This window comes from Saccharibacillus kuerlensis DSM 22868, from assembly GCF_000378145.1.
GTDB lineage: Bacteria > Bacillota > Bacilli > Paenibacillales > Paenibacillaceae > Saccharibacillus > Saccharibacillus kuerlensis.
Genome location: NZ_KB899298.1, coordinates 45,230 through 60,727 on the forward strand (window position 1 = coordinate 45,230; position 15,498 = coordinate 60,727).

16 protein-coding genes are annotated in these 15,498 nt (G+C 49.5%); 1 reads left to right on the forward strand and 15 read right to left on the reverse strand.

All coding sequences use genetic code 11. The annotated features are described in order from the left end of the window. Positions 1-39: 39 nt before the first annotated feature. From F456_RS0117055 to F456_RS0117095, 9 genes are all read right to left on the reverse strand, one after another. Complete coding sequence (locus F456_RS0117055; protein WP_018978266.1) at positions 40-270, reverse strand: glutaredoxin family protein; 231 nt, start codon at positions 268-270, stop codon at positions 40-42. A gap of 86 nt (positions 271-356) precedes the next feature. Further along, positions 357-1,310, reverse strand: coding sequence for a thioredoxin-disulfide reductase (trxB, locus tag F456_RS0117060; RefSeq protein ID WP_018978267.1), 954 nt, complete (start codon positions 1,308-1,310; stop codon positions 357-359). Positions 1,311-1,712: 402 nt separating this feature from the next. Then, positions 1,713-2,540 carry an SDR family NAD(P)-dependent oxidoreductase gene (locus F456_RS0117065; protein ID WP_018978268.1) on the reverse strand — a complete coding sequence of 276 codons (828 nt, stop codon included), beginning with the start codon at positions 2,538-2,540 and terminating at the stop codon, positions 1,713-1,715. A gap of 78 nt (positions 2,541-2,618) precedes the next feature. Continuing rightward, entirely contained in the window at positions 2,619-3,479 is an 861-nt protein-coding gene (locus tag F456_RS0117070) for a sugar phosphate isomerase/epimerase family protein (RefSeq protein WP_018978269.1), read from the reverse strand. 156 nt (positions 3,480-3,635) lie between these two features. Next, a complete protein-coding gene (gene kduD, locus F456_RS0117075) occupies positions 3,636-4,388 on the reverse strand; it encodes a 2-dehydro-3-deoxy-D-gluconate 5-dehydrogenase KduD (protein ID WP_018978270.1) in 753 nt (250 codons plus the stop codon). Positions 4,389-4,431: 43 nt separating this feature from the next. After that, positions 4,432-5,211 (reverse strand): DeoR/GlpR family DNA-binding transcription regulator, encoded by a 780-nt coding sequence (locus F456_RS0117080; protein WP_018978271.1) that lies wholly within the window; start codon positions 5,209-5,211, stop codon positions 4,432-4,434. Positions 5,212-5,251: 40 nt separating this feature from the next. Further along, a complete protein-coding gene (gene kduI / locus F456_RS0117085) occupies positions 5,252-6,085 on the reverse strand; it encodes a 5-dehydro-4-deoxy-D-glucuronate isomerase (protein WP_018978272.1) in 834 nt (277 codons plus the stop codon). Positions 6,086-6,297: 212 nt separating this feature from the next. Beyond that, positions 6,298-7,353 carry an SGNH/GDSL hydrolase family protein gene (locus F456_RS0117090; RefSeq protein ID WP_018978273.1) on the reverse strand — a complete coding sequence of 352 codons (1,056 nt, stop codon included), beginning with the start codon at positions 7,351-7,353 and terminating at the stop codon, positions 6,298-6,300. A gap of 5 nt (positions 7,354-7,358) precedes the next feature. Next, positions 7,359-8,288 (reverse strand): ArsR/SmtB family transcription factor, encoded by a 930-nt coding sequence (locus F456_RS0117095; RefSeq protein WP_018978274.1) that lies wholly within the window; start codon positions 8,286-8,288, stop codon positions 7,359-7,361. A 184-nt stretch (positions 8,289-8,472) separates the two neighbouring features. Here F456_RS0117095 and F456_RS0117100 point away from each other — a divergent pair, with 184 nt between their 5' ends. After that, positions 8,473-9,966: a glycoside hydrolase family 43 protein gene (locus tag F456_RS0117100; RefSeq protein ID WP_018978275.1), complete on the forward strand. Its 1,494-nt coding sequence runs from the start codon at positions 8,473-8,475 to the stop codon at positions 9,964-9,966. 194 nt (positions 9,967-10,160) lie between these two features. On the opposite strand, the gene cyoD is transcribed toward F456_RS0117100, so the two are convergent. The 6 genes from cyoD to F456_RS24075 form a co-directional block, all read right to left on the reverse strand. Then, on the reverse strand, positions 10,161-10,505 hold the full coding sequence (cyoD, locus tag F456_RS0117105; protein WP_018978276.1) for a cytochrome o ubiquinol oxidase subunit IV: 345 nt from the start codon (positions 10,503-10,505) through the stop codon (positions 10,161-10,163). Position 10,506: 1 nt separating this feature from the next. Beyond that, positions 10,507-11,124 carry a cytochrome (ubi)quinol oxidase subunit III gene (locus tag F456_RS0117110; protein ID WP_018978277.1) on the reverse strand — a complete coding sequence of 206 codons (618 nt, stop codon included), beginning with the start codon at positions 11,122-11,124 and terminating at the stop codon, positions 10,507-10,509. After that, positions 11,124-13,097 carry a cbb3-type cytochrome c oxidase subunit I gene (locus F456_RS0117115; RefSeq protein WP_018978278.1) on the reverse strand — a complete coding sequence of 658 codons (1,974 nt, stop codon included), beginning with the start codon at positions 13,095-13,097 and terminating at the stop codon, positions 11,124-11,126. Before F456_RS0117115 ends, F456_RS0117110 begins: the two co-directional genes overlap by 1 nt. 60 nt (positions 13,098-13,157) lie before the next feature. Continuing rightward, a complete protein-coding gene (gene cyoA, locus F456_RS0117120; RefSeq protein ID WP_018978279.1) occupies positions 13,158-14,132 on the reverse strand; it encodes a ubiquinol oxidase subunit II in 975 nt (324 codons plus the stop codon). A gap of 566 nt (positions 14,133-14,698) precedes the next feature. Next, entirely contained in the window at positions 14,699-14,941 is a 243-nt protein-coding gene (locus tag F456_RS0117125; RefSeq protein ID WP_018978280.1) for a hypothetical protein, read from the reverse strand. A gap of 424 nt (positions 14,942-15,365) precedes the next feature. Then, a partial coding sequence (locus F456_RS24075; protein ID WP_157060125.1) for a family 1 glycosylhydrolase occupies positions 15,366-15,498 on the reverse strand: 133 nt, incomplete at its 5' end.

Below are 15,498 nucleotides of genomic sequence, written 5' to 3' on the forward strand. Positions count from 1 at the left end.
AAAGCTCGGCAGTGCCGAAAAAGTGATCCAAAGCAGAATTTAAGCGTTCAATGCTTTTTCCAATTGCAGCTTGTTCATGCCTACAATTTTCGCTTCACCGATTACCGTTACTGGAACGGCACGCAGACCCATATCCCAAACTTGTTGAGCGAAATCGTCGCTTTGTTCGATATTGCGCTCCTCATAAGCTACGCCTTTGCCGTCGAGGTAAGTTTTAACCTGTTTGCAGTGCGGGCAGTTGGTGCTTGTGTATACGATTGCTGTCGTCATGTTCTCTCTCCACCTTTGCAGTACTTTTTTGATATCAGCTTTATTTATTATAACGTTCTCTTAAAACAATACCAATTTGTACGTCTTTAAACAACGGCTTCCGCAGCTGCCTCAGCAAATTCCAGGCTCTCGATAAAACGTTCTGCGTCCATTGCTGCCGCACATCCGCTGCCTGCAGCTGTAATCGCCTGGCGATAACGCGTATCCTGCACATCGCCGCAGGCAAATACGCCCGGAATGTTCGTTTCGCTTGTACCTGGAGTTACAACGATGTAGCCGTTCTCGTCGGTCGTAATCTGGCCGTTCAGGAATCCTGTGTTCGGATGGTGGCCGATCGCTACGAATACGCCGCTTGCTTCGATCAGCGTTTCTTCTCCGGTCTCATTGTTACGAACTCGCAGACCTTCCAAACCGTTAGCGCCTTTGACAACTTCAAGCGGTGTACGGTCAAGTGCCCATTCAATTTTCGGATTTTGACGTGCGCGATCCTGCATAATTTTCGAAGCACGCAGCTCCGATCTGCGATGTACCAATGTCACTTTTGTAGCAAAGCGGGTCAGGAAGTTCGCTTCTTCAAGCGCCGAGTCTCCGCCGCCCACTACAATAATTTCTTTGCCGCGGAAGAAGAATCCGTCGCATGTCGCACATGTGCTGACGCCCATACCCACGTTCTCTTCCTCACCTGGGATACCCAAGTATTTGGCACTCGCACCGGTCGAAATAATTAGTGTATCGGTCACCAATTGACCCATGCCGTCTACCGTCAATTTAAATGGACGCTCCGACAGATCAACGTTCTCTACCCAGCCGGTACGGAATTCTGCTCCGAAACGTTCCGCCTGCTTGCGCATGTTGTCCATCAGCTCGGGACCCATGATGCCTTCCGGGAAGCCCGGGAAATTCTCGACTTCAGTCGTTGTTGTCAATTGTCCTCCCGGCTGCGGGCCTTCGATAACCAGTGGACTCATGTTGGCGCGCGCCAGATAGATAGCGGCGGTCAGTCCGGCAGGTCCCGTACCGACGATGATCGATTTATACATAGATGATCCTCCTCTTTCTCAGTCATTTCTATTCTATAATAATTACAATGTAGTGCTTATTATGCTGCTTGCTATTGATTGTGTCAAGTTGAATGTCTTACCATTAAAATGAAGATTTCATGAACCAAATCCGCATTTGCAGCACTCCCTTCCCACATAAAACAAGCTCCGCATTTCCGCTGCACCCTTCTTCCAATTGCGGATCAAAAAAGGCCCGATTCGTCTGTGGCGAAATCGGGCCTTTTGCATTTACTTGTCAAACCAGCGGGTTATGCGCTGCTTTGTACAAGGCTAATTTCCACCTGAATCCGCGATCTCCTGTTCTCCGTGAACGGCGAGCGTCTCGAAAGTAAGCTTTCTTCCTTACATATCCGATTCTTCCCTTTGGCTTATACCTGCAGCTCAGTTTTCTTTCGGATATACGACGCCCCAGCCGTAACCAGCTTCTTCCGAAGTATCTTCCGGCATACCTGGCAGAATCAATCCGCCGTCGATCCGGAGGTTGATGCCGGTAATATAAGAGGCTTTATCCGAAGCCAACCAAGCGATCGCCTCACCAATATCCGAAGGCGTACCCAGTCTGCCGAGCGGGATTTTGCGCCCCAACGGTTCCGTATGCGCATCCTGATCCAGATCGTGAACTGTCGCACCCGGCGCGATACAATTGGTTCGAATGCCGTGCGGCGCCCATTCCAGAGCCAACGAAGCGCAGGAACGGATCAGTGCCGCTTTCATACCGCCATAGATGCTGTCTCCGGGATAAGCGCGCTCCCCCCGGGACGATGTAATGAAGTGAACATGACCTTTGATGCCTCGCTCAATCATGGACCGGACCGCATATTTGGACAGTACGATAGGTGCCGTATAGTCTAAAGTGACCATCCAGGAAATATCTTCTTCTTCAAGTTCCGTCAGCGGCTTCATCGTGCTCTGTCCCGCATTGTTAACGACTAGGTCAATCCGTCCAAAGTGCTCCAGCACCGCTTCGATGACCCGCTTGGGCTCGCCGGGCTGCGTCAGATCGCTCTGCATTGCGAACGGCTCCGCCCCGTAAATATGTTTCAGCTCTTGGGTCACGCTGTTCATGTCTTCCGAATCCGAATGATAAGTCAGCGCAATCCGATAGCCCTTTTGCGCCAGAACATGCGATATTCCACGGCCAATCCCTTTCGCGCCGCCGGTTACCAGAGCAACGAGAAACTGTTCCGAAGAATGCGTATCTTGGGTCATCCAATCTCTCTCCTTTTTATTGGGGTTATCGATTTACGCCCCATTACCCCGCTTCAGCAGAGTATAACCGGCTGCAATCTAAGCTTGGGCATAAATTTGCCGCAGCGTGTCTGCCGAACGTTTTGCCTGTTCCGCCGTAACCCCTTCGATCGAAATATCAATATGCGGCTTATGTTCCTTCAGCAGGCGATACAGCAGCTCTTTGTTAAGCAGTCCGTCTCCGATCGGCCGATCGAGCCGAGGCTGACCGCCGCCGGCCCAATGGCCGCCTTCGCCGAAATCCAGATCTTTGGCATGGATCAGCACCATTCGATCTCCCAATGTCTCAAAAGCATCGCGGATCATCTCGTCCTGCACAGGCAGTCTTTCTTCATTCAGCAGATTGCATGCGTCGAACAGCAGTCCAATTGAAGAAGAAGGGACCTCCGCAAGCAGACGCCGGAAATGATCCAGCGAATGCAGCGTATGACCGGCAACCGGCTCCAGTGCAAGCTTCACTCCCCATTTCTCCGCTTCTTCGGCAAGTTCGCTCATCGTCTCGCGCAGTACACTCCAGCCATGCTCTTCATAATTGGACGGATGCGATTCGCTGTAAGTTCGAATCGATCCGGTCTCCGTTCCGACCATGCCGCAGCCGAAATCCCTTGCCAGACGGAGATGTTCTTTGAACCGTTGGATCTCCGCACGGCGAGCTTCTTTATCTGGATGAACCGGATCGATATAACAGCCGAGTATCGCAATCCTTACGCCTTCACGTCCGAAAGTCTCTGCGATATGATTAGCCAGTCCCGGACTTAATTTGCCCGGCGAGCAGTCGATATCCCCAATCGCTTTCAGCAGAGCAAGCTGGACGGAAGTGAATCCTTCCTCCGCCACTTTTCGCGCCAATTCGGCTGTAGGCAGCTTGCCGTAAGTATGCGCCAGAATGCCAAGTTTCATTCAAAAATCCTCCTTTTTGTTCGAAAAATCGATTCAAAAAGGACCGCGGCGCGCGGCGCTGCACGATTCGCCTTCGCTTCCACGGTCCGGATTGGAATTGCCCTTGCCTGAATTCCGATCAGATTGCTGCTCCTCCAGAGAGCCTGCTGCAGTCGATCAGCGATTCATCCAGCCTCCGTCAACACACAAAATATGACCGTTCACGTAATCTGAAGCGGAGGAGGACAGGAAGACTGCAGGACCTCCCATATCTTCGCCCGTTCCCCATCTGCCGGCTGGAATGCGCGCAATAATCGAATCCGCCCGTTCCTTGTCTTCCCGAATCGGAGCCGTATTGTCGGTCGTCATGTAGCCCGGCGCGATTGCATTGACCTGTACGCCTTTAGAAGCCCATTCGTTGGCAAATGCTTTGGTCAGCCCTGCTACGCCATGTTTGCTCGCCGTATATCCCGGTACGTTGATCCCTCCCTGGAACGACAGCATGGAAGCAACATTGATAATCTTGCCGCTGCCGCGTTCAATCATATGATTGCCAATCAACTGCGTCAGATAAAAGACGGTCTTGAGATTGATATCCAGCACGTCTTCGAAATCTTTCCAGCTGTGTTCGGAAATCGGTGTACGCCGAATGATCCCTGCGTTGTTAATCAGAATGTCGATGTTTCCCGTAAATTCCAGACACTTTTTCACGATATCTTCCAGGTCTTCGGCTTTGCTAAGGTCTGCCTGTAATTCATATGCCTGACGCCCAAGCGCTTTTACCTTCTCCACCGTATCCGAGCATGGCGAGAACGAGACTGCAATGATATCCGCACCGGCCTCCGCCAGCGCCAGCGCCATCCCTTGTCCGAGTCCGCTGCGTGCTCCCGTGACCAGTGCTACTTTTCCACTGAGATCGAACATGCTCATTTTTCTTTTCCTCCCAAAATATCGCCGGACCGACCGGTTCCTGTTATGTCTGATTCGGTTTTTCGCCGCTTCCATCGTCCAGCACTATGTTTTTTTGCTCAAAAATTTTCTTCTGCTCCGGCTCCAGCCCGCTGTCGGTGATAATCACATCCATGTCTTCACACGCTGCAAATGTCCATAGAGCAAACTTGGCGAATTTTTGATGCTCAATTACCCCATATACATGCCTAGCCGTTTGGACCAGCGCTTTCTTGTAAGGCACCAGGTCGCCCGTATAAATCGAAGCGCCAAGTTCCGGGTGGAGTGCCGTTGCCGACAAAAAAGCTTTGCTGATATTCAGTCCTTCAACGAATGCCGCGCTGCCCGGACCGATCAGGACATTGCGCACCCGTTCACCGCCCGGCACGACAAGCCGAATTTTGTCCTTCCGCGCCAGCTCACTGAGGATAAAGAGATCGTTCGTTACGACCGTCAGCGGCACATTTTCGAGCTGTCGGGCGATCTCGAGCGTCGTGCTTCCTCCGTCCAATGCGATAATATCGCCGGGTTCAATATAACATAGAGCACGGGCAGCAATTTCCGCTTTCTCCGCCGCGTGCATATCTCCTGTTCCTTTTGCCGACAAGATACCGAATTGATCGTTCTGAGCCAGCATCGCACCGCCATGTACCCGCACAAGCAGACCTTTTTCCTCAAGTCTCGCCAGATCTTCCCGAATGGTCTTCCCGGTAACTTCAAGCAGAGCGCTTAATTCGCTTACTTCGATTTCCTTGCGTTCGATCAGAATTTCCATAATTTTTTCATGCCGTTTGAGTGCGTTCATCTGTTGAAATAGCCCCTATCCGCAAAAAGTCAATTAGGATCTATTTTAAGTCCTTCATGGCTACCGCGTCCATATCGTCGAAGACTTGATTTTCCCCGGCCATTGCCCAGCAGAAGGTATAGTTGTTGGTACCGACACCGCTGTGGATCGACCAACTTGGAGAAATAACCGCCTGCTCGTTGCGTACAACCAAATGACGAGTCTCCTGCGGTTCGCCCATGAAATGGAACACGGCGGCATCTTCCGGCATATTGAAGTACAGATAGACTTCCGAACGGCGATTATGCGTATGGCAGGGCATCGTATTCCACATATTGCCCGGTTCCAGTTCCGTAATGCCCATAACCAACTGACAGCTCTCGATACCGCCCGGCAGAATGTATTTGTTGATGGTGCGCTCGTTAGAACTGTCGATGCTGCCCAGATGCGCTTTGATCGCTTCCCCTTGTCCGGCTTTCTTTGTTGGATAAGCTTTGTGCGCTGGCGTCGAGACGAGATAGAATTTGGCCGGGCTTGCACTGTCCGAACTTTTGAACACAACGTCTTTGACACCAAGGCCGATATACAGACATTCGTTTACTCCAAGTTCGAAACTTTCGCTGTCAGCCGTTACACTGCCCGCTCCACCCACATTGATAATGCCCACCTCACGCCGCTCCAGGAAAAAGTCTGCGCCAATCTGCTTCAAATCCACTTCCAACTTGATATCCTGCGATACAGGTACGGCTGAACCTACAATATAGCGGTCCACATGCGAGTAAACGGTTACAAGTTGATCCGGCGTAAAGAGACTTTCGATCAGGAACTCCTCCCGCAGGCGGGTCGTATCAAATTTCTTTACGTCATTCGGATGCGAAACATAGCGGTTTTCCACAAAATTCATCCTCTCGAATTGGAATTGAAAGCAAACTCTTTTAGTAAATGAACGTTTATATAGGTTCATTTTAGTTCATTAAGTTCTATTTGTACACCTTTCCTTCAAAAAAAGAAGCTTACCGTCAAAAACTCAAACGGTAAGCTCAATCAAATTTAAGTATTTCAGATTGCAGTAACGAGAAGGAATTAGTATAACCCTCCGTATATTGCTTAGACGAGAATTTGCTTAATCTGTCGTACCAACTTTTCCGCCGCTTTGGCATGTGTCAGCTTTGACGGATGAAAGTCAGCTCCATAGCCATCTTCATCCCGCTGTACTTCAAATTTCATGACAGAGATACCGTCTTCGCCCGTGTCTTCGATATAACGGCTTACCGCCTGTTCGACAAAAGGATACAGGCGATCGCCCATAATCCCCAGTGTACAAAGAATCGGAACATGAGCATTTTGTCGTCTGACCTGCTTAAGAAACTCCGTATACTTTTGAGAAAACTCGGTTTGTCTGTTCACTCGATCGCCTGTGTAAGAATTGTCGTTGGTACCGAGATTGACAACAATCAGATCAGGTACGAATCTTGTAAAGTCCCATTCGATATTCAAAGGGTCCAGTGTACCGTCCAACCTGCCTTCAGACTTTGCAAACTTCTCGTAGTAATCCGGGATAAGATGAGTGAGCAGCTTGGTATCGTTCTCCGTATATCCAGAAATGATGCCGTAGCCGCTGTACGACACCATACTGTAATCAGCATTCAGCGCTTGAGCAGTCAAATAAGCGTAGGCTTGTGTGACGTCTTCCATAGCAGTTGTAAAAGAATCCGTTCCCCGATTGTTGTCTACTCCGTACCCGCACGTAATGGAATCGCCGATGAATTCAATCCGAGGCCGCTTATTGGGAGTCGGCACGATGCCTCCCTCGGTGTCGACTCGGAGGTCCAGAATGCCTACTGTCGACATTGCGGCTTCCGACAGCTTAACGATAGTGACCACAACATTCTGTTCGATGTCGCTTTCGAAAACTGTATAGGATTTGAGCGCTTGATCGATTTGATCGTCAATCACCCGAATTCCGTTCACATAAATCCCGATTCGAGCAAGGTTTACACTGCCGACTGCTATATTGTCGCCTTTGAATACAATTTCCGCTTTTTTTCCGTAAAACGAAAATTCGGCTCCGCTGCCCGATAGCGCCAGCCACAAAGCCTCATTGTATTCGTATGTTCTGCCCAACTTTTTTACATGTTTATCGGCTGCTTTGAAAGATTTCATTCCGCTCACTCTTCTCCTTTTGTTGGACTCCCGCTGATATAGACCCGAATCCTGATATCTTGATCATGATTGCCGAAGCCTGCTCCATAAAGCGTAAGCCCCCCTACATTGGCCGCCTCTTCTTTAACATGGAAGCGCAATGTCCAAAATGGTTCTTCAAGGCGTATGTCTGAGACCGCAACGTCCGACATTCGCTCTCCGTCGATAAATGTTCCCGCTGCGTCGATCCGGATTGTTTTCAGCAAACCGTACTGATTTACGTTCCGGTGCCACCACGACGGTGTATATTTGCCGCGCGCTGCTCGACCGAAGTCAGCCGGACTGGTCCAGGTCCCGAGAATCCTGCCGTTGAATGCAAACTCGATATCTGAAGGCCAATCGTCCTGCAGGCCGGGCGCTTCGGAAGCCAGTTCCATCGAAATTTCGACAGCTTCTACCCTTTGCTCCGCCAGCAGATAGTTGGGCGTTTTGTATTCGACGAATCCCCGACCGAACCATAGAATGGCAGCGTGAACACGCTCGGGATCAAGAAAGTACCGAGGATCGTCCCATACACCGATTTCTTTTTCAAGCGTGCCAAGTCCGCAGGTAGGATGAACGTCGAAAGCAGTATAGTGGCCAATTGCAATTGTTTGTTCCCGAACCTTCGATTCCTCGCAGGCGGACGGCAGTTCGATTTCAATCTTTTTTTCCTTAAGAAAACACAGTTTGTGCGTTCCTCCGTTGAGCCGCACTCGACGGCTCCCGATCAGACCGGCCTGCTCCAGCTTGCGAATGTGCATGGTGACGATAGACGGACTGAGCTTGAGTTCAGCTGCTAAGTCCTTGACATTGATTTCACCTTCGGCAAGCAGGCTCATCATTTTCCACCTGACGTCACTTGCCAGAGCCTCGTAAAGCGGCATGAATTTGTCTTTACTATTTGCTTTGATCATAGTTTGCTCCTATGCACGCTTATTCTTTGCATTTTATTTGAAATCACATTAATATTCATTCAATCAATTTTGATAACTAATTAAACTTTATCATATTGTAACATCCCTGAGTATATTGTTTAATCTCCTTAGCTTCCATAAAATCCGTAATTCGCAAAAACGTGAATTCAAAAAGAGGTGCTGGATGAAATATAACAACCCTGTTCTGAAAGGCTTTTATCCCGATCCTAGCGTATGTAAAGCTGGCGACTCCTATTACCTTGTTTGCAGCTCCTTTCAATACTTCCCTGGCGTTCCGCTCTTTGAAAGTAAAGACTTGATCAACTGGACACAGATTGGTCACTGCCTGACTCGAAAAAGTCAGATTGAATTGAGGACCGTAACCAGCTCCGGAGGTGTCTTTGCTCCGACAATCCGTTATTACGATGGCCGCTTTTATATGACGACGACCAATGACACTACGCATCAGAACTTCTATGTATGGACCGATGACATTTATGGCGAATGGTCCGAGCCGATATATGTTGATCAAGGAGGCATCGATCCTGATTTGTATTTTGAGGATAACAGAGCGTACTTTATAAGCAATGGGCTTGACGATAACGGTATTAGCGGTGTTGTGCAATGCGAGATTGATATCCAGACGGGAACTAAGCGTTCCCGAAGCCGTTCGATCTGGCAGGGGACCGGCGGACGATATTTGGAAAGTCCCCATATGTACAAAATCAACGGCCGTTATTACCTGATGGCAGCCGAAGGCGGCACAGAGTACGGTCATATGGTTATTTACGCACGAGGAGAATCGCTTTCCGGTCCTTTTGAATCCTATGCAAATAACCCTGTGCTGACCAATCGCAATTTGGGGGGTTATGAACTGCAAGGAGTCGGCCATGGCGACTTGATACAGGATAATAATGAAAACTGGTGGATGCTGCATCTCGGCTTTCGTCAAATCGGTCGGTGGCTGACCTATCATCACTTGGGTCGCGAAGTATTTCTGACTCCGGTAACATTCGACGAAAATGGCTGGTTTACTGCCGGACAAGATGGTACCACACTGACCGCCTTCAATACCGACCGAATTCCCGAGACAGTCGTGCAGCAGGAGAAAAAGCTGGATACGTTCGAAAACACGAATTGGACGCTGGATTGGTGCTATCTGCGCCATCCACTAACAGCCAATTATCGGCTGGAAGCCAATAAAGCCGTTCTGTCGGGAACAGACATTACGCTGGATATGCCGGCTTCTCCAACGTTTATCGGTATTCGGCAAAAAGATTTCAAGGCTGCGATCACCTGCGAAATCGTTTTGAACGGAATCGGCGAAGCAGGCATAACTCTATATATGGATGAAAATCATCATTACGACTTGGCCATCCGAAAAAACGACTCCGGCTTTGAAGCAATCGAGCGCTTAAACATTGGAGATATTAAGTCTGTCGAATTTAAAGTCGATCTTATCGACGATAGTCGTGCAGTATTGATTATCCGCTCCGATCCTGAACGTTACCAATTTTTTGCTCTGGTAGACGGGCGCGAGATTCCGCTGGGAACTGCTCAGACCCGTTACTTGTCTTCTGAAGTCGCCGGAGGGTTTACGGGTGTACTGATCGGGCTTTATGTCTACGGGCAGGGAACCAAAGCGGAATTCACAAATTTCAAATGTGAGTATTTGTAAATCGCTGATCGATGAATTATAGCTGATCAATCCGAAACCCTATCTAAGTTTCTTCGATAGGGTCTCTTTTGTGTGTCTGTATGCACAGATTCTTGAAATTCACTTTTTATTCTTATTCAATAAAAAAAGAGCCCGCAAATGCGGACTCTTTTCATGACAGACATTCCTTCAATAGGAAAGTGATATCAGGTTTCTTACATTCTCGTACCGATCTGGTTGTTACCCATGATCCAGATCGAACCGATTACGACCGTCAGCAGAACCAAAATGCCGAAGACAAGCGTAATCAAATTCCAACGAGGCTGTTCGCCATCACGGACGTGCATGAAGAAGATCAGCTGCACTAGGAATTGCAGGGCCGCTGTTACCATGATGACTGCAATCGTTGCCGTGCGGCCCATCATGTCGTTCAAAACGACAACGAGCGGAATGATCGTCAGTACGATCGAAATGATATAGCCGATGATGTAGGACTTGATCGAACCGTGTTCGTGACGTTCCCCACCGTGGCTGTTATGCGTGTTGTTGTGATCCGCCATCTTACATCACCTCCATCAGGTACACGATCGAGAGCAGGAAGATCCAGACCGCGTCCAGGAAGTGCCAGTACAAGCTGAATACCGTAACTTTGCCCCTGGTGTCCGAATTCAATCCACGGCGGACGATTTGAATAATGATCGCAATCATCCAGAAGAGACCGACAGCAACGTGCACACCGTGTGTCCCGACAAGAGTAAAGAATGCCGACCAATATGCGCTTGTCTGCAGCGTTGCGCCTTCATGTACCAAGTGAATGAACTCAGTCACTTCGAGACCCAAGAATGCTGCGCCGAGCAGACCGGTAATGACCAACCAGATAATCATCTGCTTGACCTTGTTCTGATTCATGGCGAGAACAGCTACCCCGCTCGTGAAGCTGCTTGTTAGGAGCAGGAATGTCGAGATAATAATCCCGTTCATTTCCAATACTTCTGCTCCTGTTATACTACCGTCCGTATTGCCTCGCAGTACCATAAAGGTTGCGAACAATGTTCCGAACATAATAACGTCGGTAACGAGGAACATCCAGAAACCGAGCAGTTTAAGATCCTGCGGGTCGTGATGACCCGCAGCGTGATGATCATGATGATCCGTGCCATGTGCCGGAGATTGTGCCATTACACCGACCCTCCTCTTAACTTCGCTTCGGTTCTTTCAATTTCCTCAACCGGAATATAATATTCCGCTTTGTGGGCACTGAACGACCGAGCGAACATACAAATGAATACGCCGATGAGACCCGGAATGGCCATCCACAACCAGTGGAAGACAAGACCGAAACCGAGAACGAACCAGCAGGCGGACATAATTGCCGGGATTGCCGAGTTTTTCGGCATATGAATCGGTTCAATTGGTCCAAGCTGCCAAGGCTTCTCGCCGCGTCTGCGGCGTTCTTTCTCTTCCCACCACTCGTCACGGCTGTGAACTTGCGGAATAACTGCAAAGTTGTACTCGGGCGCCGGCGATGGAGTTGACCATTCCAAAGTACGGCCATCCCAGATATCCCCTGTCGTATCTTTTTCATGACGGAAGATACTATAGCCAATCTGAGCGACCTGGAACAAGAATGCGATACCCATCAGGTAAGCACCGATTGTCGAAACGATATTCAGTCCTATCCAATCCGGATTGCTGAATACACTGATCCGACGCGTCATACCGTCGAGACCAACCAGGTACTGCGGCATGAAGCAGACATAGAATCCGATATTCCAGAACCAGAATGCCCATTTGCCGAGGTATTCGTTCAGCTTGAAGCCAAACATCTTCGGCCACCAGTAGTAGAGACCTGCGAAGTAACCGAATACGGTACCGCCGATCAGCACCTGGTGGAAGTGGGCGATCAGGAAGTAACTGTTGTGGAACTGGAAGTCCGCTGGTGCAACGGACAGCATAACCCCCGTCATCCCGCCAACAACGAATGCTGGTATGAATGCAATCGTCCACATCATTGGCGTCGGGAAGGTGATCCTACCTTTGTACATCGTAAACAGCCAGTTGAATATCTTGACCCCTGTCGGAATCGCAATAATCATCGTTGAAATTGCGAAGAAAGAGTTAACGTTCGCACCGGAACCCATTGTGAAGAAGTGGTGAGCCCATGTGAAGAACGAGATGATACTGATGATAACCATGGCGAATACCATCGACGCATAGCCGAACAGTCGTTTTCTCGCGAAGGTAGCAACCGTCTCGGAGAAGACACCAAAGGCTGGCAGGACGACGATATACACTTCCGGGTGACCCCACATCCAGATGAGGTTGATATACATCATCGGGTTACCGCCGCCGTCAAGCGTGAAGAAATGGGCGCCGAAGAAGCGGTCCAAGAACAGCAGTAGCAGGGTAATGGTCAAGATTGGGAACGCGAAGATGATCGTCGTAGAAGCGGCGAATACCGACCAAGTAAACATCGGCAGTTTCATCATCGTCATACCCGGTGCACGCATCTTGAGGATCGTAACCAGGAAGTTGATACCGGATGCAAGCGAGCCGATACCGGATATCTGGATCCCCCAGATATAGAAGTTCTGTCCGACGCCCGGGTTGAATTCCGCACCCGAAAGCGGCGGATAAGCAAGCCAACCGGCGTCAGGCGAACCGCCGATAACGAACGACAGGTTGAACAGCATCGCTCCGGCGAAGAAGAGCCAGAAACTGAGCGAGTTTAGGAAAGGGAATGCAACGTCGCGCGCACCGATCTGCAGCGGCACGATAATATTAAACAGACCAAACATCAGCGGCATGGCCATAAAGAAGATCATGACAACACCGTGCGTTGTAAAGATTTGGTTATAGTGTTCCGGTTCCAGGAAATTCAGATCCGGAAAAGCGAGCTGAGTCCGCATCATGACGGCATCTACGCCGCCGCGGAAGAGCATCAGCATTGCGGCCAGGATATACATGATCCCGATCTTCTTGTGGTCGACGGTCGTGATCCAGTTTCTCCAGAGCCAGCCCCATTTTTTGAAGTACGTCAGTACGAATACGATACCGATCGTCGCCAGGACGATGGACGCATCCGCACCGTAGATCAGCGGATCGCCCGTTACAAAAAACTCGGATGCGAACTCTTTGATATTATCGAGCATTAGGGAGCTCCTTTCGTTGCGTTAAATGTCCAGGGCTTAACAGTCAGCATCAGCCGACTGTCAGTGTCCGCTATGCGAGGAAGAATGATCTTCCGAGTCCGCGTCTTGCACATCGACCGTTTCCGGTCCTTTCAAATCTCCGGTCTCCGCGCTGCCGTGTTGGTGCAGCTCGGCGCCGTCATGCAAATACTTGGTCACGATGCTCTCATACATGCCATTCGGGAAAGAGGCATAGAGTCTAGGCTCTTCCTTCTCGGTCGGTTTCGAAAGCTCTTCATACGATTCTGCGGTCAGTGTCTCCGAAGAGCTCTTCGCTTCCTCGATCCACTGTGCGTACTCTTCCTCGCTCGTTGCGTTGACGTCAAACGTCATGTTCGCAAAGTGCTCGCCGGTGAAGTTCGCACCGGTACCGAAGTACGTTCCCGGCTCGTCAGCCTGCAAGTACAGCGCCATCGACATGCCGGACATCGCGTAGAGCTGTCCTCCGAGTTCAGGAACCCAGAACGAGTTCATCGGGGAATCCGAAGTCAGTTCGAAGCGAATCGGCCGATCTTCCGGAATCGTAATCGTATTGATGGTTGCGATTCCTTCCTCTGGATAGAGGAACAGCCATTTCCAGTTCAGTGATACAGCTTGAATGACGACTTCATCCTTATCCGAAGCCAATGCCTTGGAAGGCTCGAGTTCATGCGTGTAGCGCACCGTAACGATAGCCAAAATGATAACGATGACAATCGGAATTCCCCACCAGATCGTTTCCAGCAGGTTGCTGTGTGCCCATTCTGGCTTATAATCGGCTTTCTTGTTGCTGGCACGATAGCGCCAGACAATGACGAACGTGATAATCAGCACTGGCACGATAATAACCGCGCACAATAACGTCGTGATGATGATCAAGTCGAGCTGCTTCGCCGCAATCGGTCCCTTAGGATCGAGAACCATATAATTCCCGCATCCCGAGAGCAGCAGCATCGTCATAACAAGTGTGACGGCCGAGAAAGCTGCACGAACAAGCGATCTTCTTTTTTTGCCCATGTAGATCCCCTCTCCTTGTTGAACGCTCAAGTCATTCGATAAGCATTTCACACAATAAAACGCAACTTTGATTCTACACTTAAAGATACCAGAAATGAACAGGTTTTTCGAAAAGTTTTGACTTTGTTAACAAAGATGTCAAACTATATGGCTTGTTTGGTGAAATTGAGCCTTGAAAACACCCTAAAAACCTTTCTACTTCCTTTCCATAACCGGCTTTTATTCTTCCTTCACCTCACTTTATTTCAAAGCGCATTTTTTTCTTCCTTATATATGTCCTTATATAGCCATTACGTCTCCCCAACTTATCCTAAACACCTTTCTGATTCTCCCCCCACTTCCTCCCTTTAAGTTTCTATTTCCATTATCGACCATTCGTTCGCTTTTTGCCTGCTTCCAAAATGCTTTTGTTCGACACTTTTGTGACATTTGTCATTGTTTCGTATTTTCTCTTTAAACATAGCGAAAAGTCCGTTTGTCTCCACGTAAAAAGTCCCCGGCCGATTCCTTTCGGAATCTCGCCCGGGGATCGACTACATGGATAACGGAACTGCGGCGAGAAAGCGTCAATTTTCCACTTTGCCTTTGCCTTCTTCTTTGCGCATCTGTGCCATGCCTACTGCCCTGCTGAGTCCAAAAATGAGAATACTGCCTACGATGAATCCAATCCCGATCATGACCCGATAACTTTTATCGCCAAAGTTGCCCAGATCCGAAAGAATCATGACAATCCCGATGACTGCCAATACGATGGATATGATGGATGATACGAGCATCAGACCTCTGGTGTTTTTCGCTTCGCGGTTCATTGTCCCTGCCCCCTTTTTTTTCATGCCGCATCGGCGGCTCGAATGGTTTGGTTACTCTCCATTAACTCTTTTAAAGGCGGTTCAAACAATGCTGCTCGCCAACTGGGACGGAAACACGAAAAGGACGCGGCTTCCCGCGCCCTCTGGACATGCAAAAAGAGAGTTGAGTGATGTTGGGGACTTTGTCCCCTACACTATTCCTTGCGGGTTACTCGGGAGCCACTGGGGACTGCGTCCCCTACGTTATCCCTTCCGAGTTACTCGCAAACATTCGCGCTTCGCTGCTTCACTGTTCTTTGCGAGTTACTCCCAAACGTTCGCACTTCGCTGCTTCACTGTTCTTTGCGAGTTACTCCCAAACGTTCGCACTTCGCTGCTTCACTGTTCTTTGCGAGTTACTCGCAAACATTCGCGCTTCGCTGCTTCACTGTTCTTTGCGAGTCTCCATCCAATTGTTTTTCACTACATTCTGATACCAATAGAAACTTTCCTTCGGCGTACGTTTCAGGCTGCGGTAATCGAGGTGAACCAGTCCAAAACGCATCCGATAGCCTTCC

Bases quoted from the DNA above. Each gene is read 5' to 3' on its own strand.
- F456_RS0117055 (WP_018978266.1), bottom strand. From the start codon at position 270: ATGACGACAGCAATCGTATACACAAGCACCAACTGCCCGCACTGCAAA.
- trxB (WP_018978267.1), bottom strand. From the start codon at position 1,310: ATGTATAAATCGATCATCGTCGGTACGGGACCTGCCGGACTGACCGCC.
- F456_RS0117065 (WP_018978268.1), bottom strand. From the start codon at position 2,540: ATGACCCAAGATACGCATTCTTCGGAACAGTTTCTCGTTGCTCTGGTA.
- F456_RS0117070 (WP_018978269.1), bottom strand. From the start codon at position 3,479: ATGAAACTTGGCATTCTGGCGCATACTTACGGCAAGCTGCCTACAGCC.
- kduD (WP_018978270.1), bottom strand. From the start codon at position 4,388: ATGAGCATGTTCGATCTCAGTGGAAAAGTAGCACTGGTCACGGGAGCA.
- F456_RS0117080 (WP_018978271.1), bottom strand. From the start codon at position 5,211: ATGAACGCACTCAAACGGCATGAAAAAATTATGGAAATTCTGATCGAA.
- F456_RS0117090 (WP_018978273.1), bottom strand. From the start codon at position 7,353: ATGAAATCTTTCAAAGCAGCCGATAAACATGTAAAAAAGTTGGGCAGA.
- F456_RS0117095 (WP_018978274.1), bottom strand. From the start codon at position 8,288: ATGATCAAAGCAAATAGTAAAGACAAATTCATGCCGCTTTACGAGGCT.
- F456_RS0117100 (WP_018978275.1), top strand. From the start codon at position 8,473: ATGAAATATAACAACCCTGTTCTGAAAGGCTTTTATCCCGATCCTAGC.
- cyoD (WP_018978276.1), bottom strand. From the start codon at position 10,505: ATGGCGGATCACAACAACACGCATAACAGCCACGGTGGGGAACGTCAC.
- F456_RS0117110 (WP_018978277.1), bottom strand. From the start codon at position 11,124: ATGGCACAATCTCCGGCACATGGCACGGATCATCATGATCATCACGCT.
- F456_RS0117115 (WP_018978278.1), bottom strand. From the start codon at position 13,097: ATGCTCGATAATATCAAAGAGTTCGCATCCGAGTTTTTTGTAACGGGC.
- cyoA (WP_018978279.1), bottom strand. From the start codon at position 14,132: ATGGGCAAAAAAAGAAGATCGCTTGTTCGTGCAGCTTTCTCGGCCGTC.
- F456_RS0117125 (WP_018978280.1), bottom strand. From the start codon at position 14,941: ATGAACCGCGAAGCGAAAAACACCAGAGGTCTGATGCTCGTATCATCC.